This window comes from Streptomyces sp. NRRL F-5123 (assembly GCF_000721495.1).
Classification (GTDB): domain Bacteria; phylum Actinomycetota; class Actinomycetes; order Streptomycetales; family Streptomycetaceae; genus Actinacidiphila.
This window is the reverse complement of record NZ_JOHY01000049.1, coordinates 74,730-84,349: the sequence shown is the minus strand read 5'-3', so window position 1 is coordinate 84,349 and position 9,620 is coordinate 74,730. Positions and strand designations below refer to the sequence as shown.

At 76.2% G+C, this 9,620-nt stretch carries 8 protein-coding genes and 1 pseudogene; 2 read left to right on the top strand and 7 right to left on the bottom strand.

Translation table 11 applies throughout. The features are described from left to right. The first annotated feature begins 406 nt into the window (after nucleotides 1–406). Nucleotides 407–1,099 (top strand): methyltransferase domain-containing protein, encoded by a 693-nt coding sequence (locus tag IH54_RS0129890; protein ID WP_420711806.1) that lies wholly within the window; start codon nucleotides 407–409, stop codon nucleotides 1,097–1,099. 108 nt (nucleotides 1,100–1,207) lie between these two features. Here IH54_RS0129890 and IH54_RS0129885 read toward each other — a convergent pair whose 3' ends face one another. The 3 genes from IH54_RS0129885 to IH54_RS0129875 form a co-directional block, all read right to left on the bottom strand. Continuing rightward, nucleotides 1,208–1,561, bottom strand: a complete 354-nt coding sequence (locus IH54_RS0129885; RefSeq protein ID WP_031522792.1) for a hypothetical protein — start codon at nucleotides 1,559–1,561, stop codon at nucleotides 1,208–1,210. A 133-nt stretch (nucleotides 1,562–1,694) separates the two neighbouring features. Beyond that, entirely contained in the window at nucleotides 1,695–2,222 is a 528-nt protein-coding gene (locus IH54_RS0129880; protein WP_107060299.1) for a hypothetical protein, read from the bottom strand. 178 nt (nucleotides 2,223–2,400) lie between these two features. Continuing rightward, nucleotides 2,401–3,570, bottom strand: a complete 1,170-nt coding sequence (locus IH54_RS0129875) for a molybdopterin-dependent oxidoreductase (RefSeq protein ID WP_031522787.1) — start codon at nucleotides 3,568–3,570, stop codon at nucleotides 2,401–2,403. A 113-nt stretch (nucleotides 3,571–3,683) separates the two neighbouring features. On the opposite strand from IH54_RS0129875, the pseudogene IH54_RS43740 reads away from it, so the two are divergent. Next, nucleotides 3,684–5,000: pseudogene (locus IH54_RS43740) on the top strand (glycosyltransferase 87 family protein); the annotation flags it as partial. Nucleotides 5,001–5,265: 265 nt separating this feature from the next. Here the strand turns inward: IH54_RS43740 and IH54_RS0129865 are convergent. Genes IH54_RS0129865 through IH54_RS42030 form a run of 4 tightly spaced genes read right to left on the bottom strand, consistent with a single transcriptional unit; the run spans nucleotide 5,266 to nucleotide 9,495 of the window. Continuing rightward, nucleotides 5,266–5,865, bottom strand: coding sequence for a GTP-binding protein (locus tag IH54_RS0129865; RefSeq protein WP_031522783.1), 600 nt, complete (start codon nucleotides 5,863–5,865; stop codon nucleotides 5,266–5,268). Beyond that, nucleotides 5,846–6,220, bottom strand: coding sequence for a DUF742 domain-containing protein (locus IH54_RS0129860; RefSeq protein WP_031522782.1), 375 nt, complete (start codon nucleotides 6,218–6,220; stop codon nucleotides 5,846–5,848). The genes IH54_RS0129865 and IH54_RS0129860 overlap by 20 nt, the downstream gene beginning before the upstream one ends. Further along, nucleotides 6,213–6,644 (bottom strand): roadblock/LC7 domain-containing protein, encoded by a 432-nt coding sequence (locus tag IH54_RS0129855; RefSeq protein ID WP_031522778.1) that lies wholly within the window; start codon nucleotides 6,642–6,644, stop codon nucleotides 6,213–6,215. Before IH54_RS0129855 ends, IH54_RS0129860 begins: the two co-directional genes overlap by 8 nt. Then, nucleotides 6,637–9,495 (bottom strand): nitrate- and nitrite sensing domain-containing protein, encoded by a 2,859-nt coding sequence (locus tag IH54_RS42030; protein WP_052398027.1) that lies wholly within the window; start codon nucleotides 9,493–9,495, stop codon nucleotides 6,637–6,639. Before IH54_RS42030 ends, IH54_RS0129855 begins: the two co-directional genes overlap by 8 nt. Nucleotides 9,496–9,620: the final 125 nt, after the last annotated feature.

The window sequence follows — 9,620 nt, the reverse complement described above, 5'->3', positions numbered from 1 at the left end:
TTGGGCAGGTTCGGCCGGACGGTTTGCCGGTTCCGTCTGGGGGGTGTGGGCCGGATGCCGCGTGGTCCGGGCCCGCTGCGGGCGGTGGGGGGCCCGGGGCTGCCGGGTGTGCGGCGGGGCCTGGCCAGGTGCGTGGAGGGTGCAGGTCGGACGTTGCGGGGCCCGGGGTTGCCGGGCGTGCGGTGGAGCTTGGGCAGGTTCGGCCGGACGGTTTGCCGGTTCCGTCTGGGGGGTGTGGGCCGGATGCCGCGTGGTCCGGGCCCGCTGCGGGCGGTACGGGGCCCGGGGCTGCTGGGTGTGCGGTGGGGCCTGGCCAGGTGCGTGGAGGGTGCAGGTCGGACGTTGCGGGGCCCGGGGTTGCCGGGCGGGTGGCGGGGGCGGACGGGGACCGTGGGGGGCTGTGGCGGTGACGGCAGGGGGAAACGGGAGCGTTGTCGTGGGGGTGCGGGGGGTCGGCGGCGGGGCGTGGGGGGAGGACGCGTACGCGCGGGCGTTGCGGGCCGGCGGGGGGCCGCTGTTCCTGCGGCGGCGGGACGGGTGGCTGCTGCCGCTGGAGGTCGAGCGGTGGCTCGCGGACGCGGACGCCGCCGACGAGAGCGTGCTGGCCCGCTGCCGGGGTGCCGTCCTGGACATCGGCTGCGGGCCCGGCCGGCTGGTGGCCGCGCTCGCCGGGCGCGGCCACCGGGCGCTGGGGGTGGACGTCAGCTCCGCTGCGGTGCACCGGGCGGTGCTGCGCGGCGGCGCCGCGCTCTGCCGCTCCGTCTTCCACCCGCTGCCGGGGGAGGGCCGCTGGGCCACCGCCCTGCTGCTGGACGGCAACATCGGCATCGGTGGCGACCCCGCGGCGCTGCTCGCCCGTGTCGCCGAACTCCTCGCGCCCGGCGGCCGGCTGGTCGCCGAGGCGGCCCCGGTGGAGGTGGACGAGCGCTGCGAGGTCCGCCTCGACGGCGGCCGCGGCGACCTCGGCGCCCCCTTCCCTTGGGCCCGCCTCGGCCCCGCGGCCCTGTGCCGTACCGCCGGCGCCGCCGGCTGGACCACGGCCCGCACCTGGCGCACCGCGGACCGCCACTTCGCCGAACTGCGCCCACCGCAGGCGTAGTCCGGACCCGCCGCGCAAAATCGGTTCGTGCGGACGCCGGACGCCGGACGCCGGACGACGGATGGCGAGGCACCGGGCACGGAGGGCCTGCGGGCCGTGTGCCTCCCGTCAGGCGCCTGAGGCCGTGCGGGCGCCACGGCCGGGCCACAACCGTCCCAGGTCCCGCCGGGTCAGCAGGGCGACGGTGGAGCTGCCCCTCCGGACCTCGACCTCCACGGCCGCTCCGCGGGACAGCAGTTGCCTGTCGGCGGCGAGCAGCGCGTCCCGCAGCTGGGACGCGTGCCCGCGCCAGATCTCGTCACGCCACCGGTCCAGCGTCCTGACCCGGTAGTGGTCCTCCCCGGTCGGGTCGTCGAACGGCCGCACGTCGGTGCGTGAGATCGCGAGGACGGGCCGTTCCCCGTCGAGCACGCCGACGCGGTCGCAGACGCCCTTACGGGTCCGGCGACTCGCGATGCTCACGGCCTGAGCCAGGGGGTTCGCCTCCTTCGCGTCCTGCGAGCCGGCGGGCCGGAACCGGTAGACCGGTAAGCGGGGTGCGAGGCCGTCGTCCCGGGCGTCCCGGGCGTCCGGCGCGGCAGGAGCAGCCGACGTGTCAGGGGCGGCGCGGGGTGCGGGACGTGCGGGCGGCCCGGCGGGCGCGCAGGGCGGCCGTGGCCGTCGCCGCAAGGGCCGACAGCGCTGTCACCGCCAGCAGTACGAGCAGGTTGCGCCCGTACGGCAGCGGCAGCACCGAGGGGTTCGCCGTGGGCCGGGGGCGGAGCAGCGCGGGGAGCGTGACGAGCAGCAGCGCGCCGCCGGTGAGCAGCGCGGTACGGACCGCCGCCCGCGCGGGCAGGCGCGCGACGAGCAGGCCCACCGCGAGCACGAGCGGCCCGATCGCGGCGTCGTGCAGCAGCACCGCGCCGGCCAGCCACTCCAGGACGGGGTACGGGTCGGGCAGCCGGGACAGGAGCCGACCGCCCACGGCGAGGAAGAAGAGGCCGGGCGCGAGCAGTCCGGCGCGCAGCCAGAACATCCCCGGCGTGGGCCGGGCCGCCCGGAGCCGGAGCCCGGGCCACCGCAGCCGGCCGCCCCCGCGGCGCCGGGCTGCCGGGCGGCCTCCGTCGTGCCGGGAGTTCACGGGGCCTCCAACGGCGTCGTGCGGGGTGGCCGGGAGGGCCCAGGACCGGGCGGGGGCGGGCTGTCCGACGCCTCGCCGTACCACGGGAGTTCGGGCCTCCGGCGGCGCGGGCCGGGTCTGCCGGGGACGCTCGTACGGCGCGGGCCGGGTTCGCCGGGGACGCTCGTACGGCGCGGGTTCACCGGATCTCCATCCGGGCGACCCACTTCGTCTGGAGCACTCCGGGGCGGTTGGGCGCGATGATGCGGGCCGGGTAGCCGTGGTCCGGGGCGAGTGGCGCGCCGTTCAGGCGGAGGGCGAGCAGGGTCAGCGGGTCCCAGGCGTATTCGGGGCCCATGTCCATGACGCGGTAGGCGCCGTGGCGTTGCAGGGAGACCACGCGCACCGCGGAGCCCGGCGGGGCGCCCGCACGGTGCAGCAGGTCGCGCAGGCGGACGCCCTCCCAGTGCGCGTTGACGCTCCAGCCCTCCACGCAGGCGATGGGGAGCCGGGCCGCGGACTGCGGGAAGGCGGCCAGTTCGTGCAGGGCCAGCCGCAGCGCAGTGGCGCCGCCCGTGACGTCGAGGTGCCAGTCCGTCATGTCCGCGGCGGTCACCCCGGCCGCCGCCGCGGTCTTGTTGACGGGCAGGCGCTGCGGCCCGTGGCCGGGGTGGCGGGGGGCCAGCAGGTCCAGCGGGGCGAGCGGGGTGAACGTCTGGCCGGCGGTCGTCACCGTCACCGCGCCGACCGCCACGCCCAGGCCCGCGAGCAGCGCCCGGCGGTCGGGGCCGTCGCGCTCCTCGTCGGGCAGCGCCCGCGTGCCCGCCGACCGGCGCGTCCAGTGCGCGGCGATCTGGGGCGCCTTCGCCGCGAGGTGCAGCAGCAGCGCGCCGGCCAGGACGTACGCCACCGCGTAGTGCACGGGCACGAACGAGAAGGGCCAGGGGTACCACTGGACGATGTTGAGCAGCCCGCTGAAGACCTCCAGCATCGCCCCGGCCACCAGCACGGCGACGGCGAGGCGTTCCAGCGCGTGCGGCACCGAGCGCACCGGCGGCCACGCGAAGAGCCGCGGGTAGACCGTCCACAGTTTCGCGAGCAGCAGCGGGATCGCCGCGAGGCCGGCGGCGACGTGCAGGCCCTGCGTGAGGCGGTAGCCCCATACGGGGCGGGTCGGGAAGCGGCCGAACAGCCGGCCGGGCGGGTGCTGGAGGAAGTGGCTGGCCAGGCCGGTCACGAAGCACACCAGCAGCGCGCCGCCCAGCCACCGGCCGATCGCGGTCGCCGTCCGCGGGTCGTGCAGCCGCCCGGTGAAGGCGGGGAGCGGGGTGCGCGTGCGCGGCGGCGGGTTTCCGGTCGTCGTCCTCATGGCGCCATGCAACCCCCGCGCGGCGGCCTCCGGCCCGGACGGACACCTTACGAATCACGGACGCCCGCCGCCGTCCCCGGCTTTTCGCGCCCGCGCGGTGCCACGGTGATCCGGTGACCACCCCCGCCGGCCAGCCCCACCCCCGCCCGGACCTGTCCTCTGCGCCGGCCGGCCCCCTCGGGCCCGCCCCCGCCCCGGACGGCACCCCCGCGCCCGACGTCCTCCCCGAGCGCGCGCCCGCGGACGGCACCCCCGCCCGCGACGTCCTCCCCGAACCCGCGCCCGCGGACGGCACCCCCGCCCGCGACGCCCTCCCCGAGCGCGCGCCCCGCGCGGGACGCGCAACCGCCCGACTCCTCCTCACCCTCCTCCCCCTGCTCGCGGTCGGCGCGCTCTGCGCTGCGCTGGTCTGGACGCTGCGGGCCGGGGGGACCGGGTACGCCGCCGGGAGCACGCTCCTGACGTGGCGCTACGCGGCGTGCTGGGGGCTCTTCTGCGGTGCCGTGGCCGCCCTGCGGGCCGTACCGCGCCGGCGGGCGGGGGCGGTCGTGCTCGTCGGGGGAGTGCTCGTCGCGCTCACCGGGCTGGTCGCGCCGCCGCGCACGAGTACGGACCTCTACCGCTACGCGTGGGACGGGCGGGTGCAGGCGGCCGGCATCTCGCCGTACGACCACGCGCCCGCCGACCCCGCCCTCGACGGCCTGCGGGACGGCTGGCTCTTCCCGGCGCCGGAGCACTGCGGGCAGCGCGGGCTAGCGAAGCTGCCCGGCGGGGGCTGCACGCGGATCAACCGGCCCCGGGTGCACACCATCTACCCGCCCACCGCCGAGCTGTACTTCCTCGCGGTGCACGCCGTCTCCCCGCACGGCGTGCGGTACAAGGCGCTCCAGACCGGCGGCGCCGGCCTCTCGGTGGCGACCACGGTGCTGCTGCTGCGCGTCCTGCGGCGGCGCGGCGACCCGCGGTGGGCCGCGTACTGGGCGTGGTGCCCGGCGGTGCCGGTGGAGGCGGTGAACAACGCGCACGCCGACGTGCTCGCCGCCGCCCTGTCGGTCGTCGCGCTCGGCCTCGCGGTGCGCCGCCGCGGCGTCGGCGCGGGCGTGCTGGGCGCGGCGATCGCGGCGAAGCTGCTCCCCGCGGTCCTGCTGCCCGGCGCGCTGTCGGGGGTCCGGCGGTGGCGGGACGCGGCGCTGACCGTCGGCACCGCGGCGGGCGTGACGGCCGCGCTGTACGTGCCGTACCTCGCGGTGTCGCACTCCTCCGTGCTGGGCTACCTCGGCGGCTACGCGCAGGAGGAGGGCTACGACGACGCGGCCGCCGGCCACCGCTACGCGCTGCTGCGGCTGGTGCTGCCCGACGCGTGGGCACTGCCCGCGGTCGCGGTGGTGACGGCGGCGGTGGCCGCGCACGCCGTACGCCGCGGGGACCCGGCACGCCCGTGGCGGGGCGCGCTCACCGTCACCGGGACGGCGTTCCTGCTCATGACGCCCGGCTACGCGTGGTACGCGCTGCTGCTCGTCGCGCTCGTGGCGCTGGACGGGCGGTGGGAGTGGCTGGGCGTGGCGGTCGCGGGGGCGGCCGCGTACCTGCTGACGGCGCACTTCGCGGACACCTGCGCGTACGCCTACGGGGCCGCCGCCGTGCTGGCGGCGGCCGGGGCCGCAGGGCGCGAAGCGTCGTGCCGGAAAGGGGGGTTCAGGCGCCGGGACCCTGCGCGGGCAGCCGCGCGGCGGCCTGGTCGCGGGCCGCTTCCAGGACCGCGAGCAGCAGTTCCTTGGCGGAGGAGCGGTTGCGCACGTCGCACAGCACGACGGGCGTGGAAGGGTCCAGGTCCAGTGCGGAGCGCACCTGCTCGCTGGTGCAGTCGCGCCGGCCGTTGAAGCAGTTGACGCCGATCGCGAAGGGGATGTCGCGCGACTCGAAGAAGTCGATCGCGGCGAACGACGCCTCCAGCCGCCGGGTGTCCGCGAGGACGACCGCCGCAAGCGCGCCGGTGGCCAGGTCGTCCCACATGAACCAGAAGCGGTCCTGGCCCGGCGTGCCGAAGAGGTAGAGGACCAGTTCGGGGGCGATGGTGATGCGCCCGAAGTCCATGGCGACCGTGGTCGACACCTTGCCCTCGATGCCGGACAGGTCGTCGACGCCGAGGCTGACCGTCGTCATGCGCTCCTCGGTCTCCAGCGGAGGCACCTCGCTGACCGCGCCCACCAGGGTCGTCTTGCCGGCACCGAAGCCGCCCGCTATGAGGATCTTCAGTGCGGTCGGCATGACCGGTTCAGAGCCGACGGATAGCATTCATCACCTTTTCAATGATTTCCACGCTGGGTCGGTCCTCCTGCCCTGGCGGGGCCTGGACCAGGATGAGCGAGGCGTGCAGCAGATCCCCGCAGAGGATCTTCACCACGCTCACCGGCAGGTCGAGGTGCGCGGCGATCTCGGCTATCGCCACCGCGCGGTTGCGGCAGAGCTCCAGGATCTGAACCGACTCCGGTTCCAGGTGCCCCTGGCCGGGCTCGTCCACATACCGCGCGGCGACCAGCGTGATCAGTGAGAAGTTGTGCCTACTGTGCCGGGTGCGTCCACCGGTGATGGCGTAAGGCCGCAGGTGGCGTCCGGTCTCCTCGTCGTCGTGCCACCGTGGCTCACGCATCCTGGACGAGACCGCCGGGCTGGCTCGGCACCCGTGGCGCAGCGCTCAGGTACTGGCCCACCTGCTTGACGAGCGTGCCCATCTCGAAGGCCATCACCCCGACGTCCACGCCCTCCGACGCGATCGCCGCCAGGCGGGCGCCACGGCCCGCCGCGGTGACGAAGAGGAAGGCCCGCTCCATCTGGATGACCGTCTGCTGCACCTCGCCGCCCTGGAAGTGGCGTGCCACCCCGCGGGCCAGGCTGTGCATGCCGGAGCCGACGGCCGACAGGTGCTCGGCGTCGTCCCGGCGCAGGTCCTTGGACTTCCCGATGAGCAGGCCGTCCCCGGACAGCACGATGGCGCAGCGGATTTCCGGAACGCGGTCCACGAGCGTGTCGAGGAGCCAGTCCAGTTGAGGTCCGGGCTGTACGTGCTCAGTCATTGAAGTCTCCCTCCCATTGGCCGGCACCCGAATCCCATTGGTTGCCACCCGACCTCCACGAATCCTCCGGCGGCCTGGCCGCACCGCCCGGCTCGCTCGCCTCGGGCGTCCTCGCCCGCTGCAGTCCCTGCTGAATCGCGATCATCGCGCGCGCCGACGCCTCCGGGGAGATGCCGCCCGGCTGGCCGTCGCCGCTGCGCTGACCGCCGCCGGCGGCGCCGTTGCCGCCGCCGTTGCCCTCCATCTCCGTGGCCTCCCTGCGCAGTTGCTGCGCCAGGCTCGCACCCCGGGTCCGGTGCGGAAGCACCGGGGGGGTCGTCAGATGGCGGTGCGGGTCGCTGGATACGCCCGGCGCCGCGGGCTGGGCCGCGGGCCGTGCGGGGGGAGGCGGGACGGGACCGGTGCTCGGGCTCAGGCCCGCGCCCCGGCCGGCCGAGGCCGCTCCCGCGGGGGTCGTCATGGGCGGTGCCGCGTACGGCCCGCCGTGCGGCGCGCCCGCCGGGTAGCCGCCGCGGTCCTGGCCGCCGTTGGCGTCGTTGCGTACGGCGCTGCCCCGGATCGTGTCCGGCCGCTGCTGCTGGGGCATCGGCTGGGGCTGCGGCTGGGGTTCCGGCCGCCGGGGCTCGGTGCGGTAGGGCTGGGTGGGGTGCTCCTGGCCCGCGGACTGGCGGTGGGCCGGGTGCTCCTCGGGCGCGACCCAGCCGGTGGCCGCGGGGCCGGTCGCGGGGGTGCCGGCGGAGATGCCGGGCGCGGGGAACTCCGTGGTCGGCGCGAGCAGCCCCGCGCCGCCGTACTCGGGGAAGCCGCTGTGGTCCGGTATCCGGGTGTGGGTGAGCGGCGTGCCCTCGTCGGGCGCGCCCGCGGTCACCAGACCGCGGGCCGCGGACGGGTCCGGCGCGGCGGCCGCGGCGCCGACCGCCGGGGTGGACGGCTCGCGCCGGCCGGCGTCCATCGCCATCATGCCGCTCTTGCTGGCCGCCGACTTCAGCTGGTCGAGGACCGGCGAGTCCAGCTCCTCCAGGAGCGCGCTGGGCAGCAGGACGACGACCATCGTGCCGCCGTACACCGAGTCGCGCAGCTCGACCTTGATGCTGTGCCGCTCGGCGAGCCGGGCGACCACGAAGTGGCCGAGCCGGGGGTCCTCGCTGAGCGCCCGCATGTCGAGCTTGGGCGGGTGCGCCAGCAGGGCGTTCGCGTGGTCGATGACGTCCTGCGGCATGCCGAGGCCGTGGTCCTCGATGTGCACGACCAGGCCCTTGGCCACCTGCGTGGCGCTCACCGACACCTGGGTGTCCGGCGGGGAGAAGGCCGTGCCGTTCTCGATCAGCTCGGCGAGCAGGTGGGTGACGTCGGCGACCGCGCGCCCGGCGAGGGCCATCGGCCGCTCGGCGGGCAGGTTCTTCACCCGGACCCTGGTGTACTGCTCGGTCTCAGCGACGGCGCTGCGCAGCACGTCGATGATGGAGACCGGGGTGGCCATCCGCCGGTTGGGCGGCGAACCGCTCAGGATCACCAGGCTCTCGGCGTGCCGGCGGACGCGGGTCGCGAGGTGGTCGACCGCGAAGATGTCCTTCAGCAGGTCGGAGTCCTCGTGCTTGCGCTCCAGGTCGTCCAGCAGCGAGATCAGCCGGTGGATGAGGCTCTGGGTACGCCGGATGAGCTGGCCGAAGACCTTCTCGCCGCCCTCCCGGCCGAGGGACTGCCGCAGCATGTGGTCGGCGGCGACCCGGCCCAGCCGGTCGATGGACGCTGCGAGCTTCTGGACCTCCTCGGCGGACGCCGGGCCCTGCGGCGGCTGCATGGCCGCCGGGTCGATGCGCTCGCCGGCCTCGATGCGCGCCATGAGCCGCGGCAGCCACTGCCGGGACAGCTCGTCGGCGTGCGTCTGGAGCACGGCCAGCCGCCGGCCCAGCACCTTGCGGTCGCGCAGCGACAGGTACGCGCCGCCGGCCAGCGCCGCGAGCGTGGCGAGCGAGCCGAGCAGCAGGCCCAGCAGGGCGTTGTCGGCCCGGTGCGAGGCGGCGTCGGAGAGGTCGTTCAGCGCGTCCGTGGTCAGCGTCTGCAGGTTGCCGGACACGGTGGTCGCGGCCGTGGGCCAGGCGGCGGCGGAGCCGGGCAGCTCGGTGCCCTGCGCGGCGGCGACGGCGTCCTCGATCTGGGTGAGCGAGGTGAAGCTGACGCTCTCGGTGACCCGGCTCCAGCTCGCGGCGGTGCCGGCCGGCAGGTCCGCCGCGTTCATGCCGGCGCGCAGGGCGCGCTGCACGGCAAGGGCGTCGGTGAACTGCTGGCGGGTCGCGGCGTCCAGCCGGCCGGTGGGGGCCGCGGCGGACAGCAGCGCGTCCTCGCGGGCGAGCATCTCGGCGATCTGCGCGACCGAGGCGGTCGGGGCCGCGCCGCGCGCGAACTCCCCGTCGTCACTGCGCAGCGAGGCGTTCAGCAGGCTGATGCCGTCGGACACCGTGCTGGTGAAGTACTGGAAGGCGTCGGTCGTCGACAGGGTCTTGCCGTCGATCGAGTTGCGGCGCTCGGGCAGGAAGACCAGGGCGTCGTCGAGCGCCTTCGCGGACCCGCGGGTCGCGCCGTCGAGCGCGGAGGGTGACGTCCGGCGGTAGTCCTGGACGGCCGCGTCGGTCCGGGTGCGCGCGTCGTCGAGGTCCTTGCGGGCCGCGTCGGTGTGCCCGGCCTGCCAGATCGCCGTGAAGCGGCGCTCGGCCTGGAGCCGGGCGAGCACGGTCTGCGCGGGGCGGGCGACGGCGGACGCGCTGTCCGCCTCGGAGCTGAACTGGCTGTGCCCGTCGACGAGTCCGGTCGCCACGTAGCCCCACAGCCCGCACAGGCAGACGGCGGGCACGACCAGGGGCAGGGCGAACGAGAATCGCGAAGATCTACGCGGGGCGGACCGGTGACGCGTCAACCGGTCGCGGGAGCCTGGCATCTGATTCCTCGTACGGCAGCGGAGCGCTGGTGTTCTTCCGG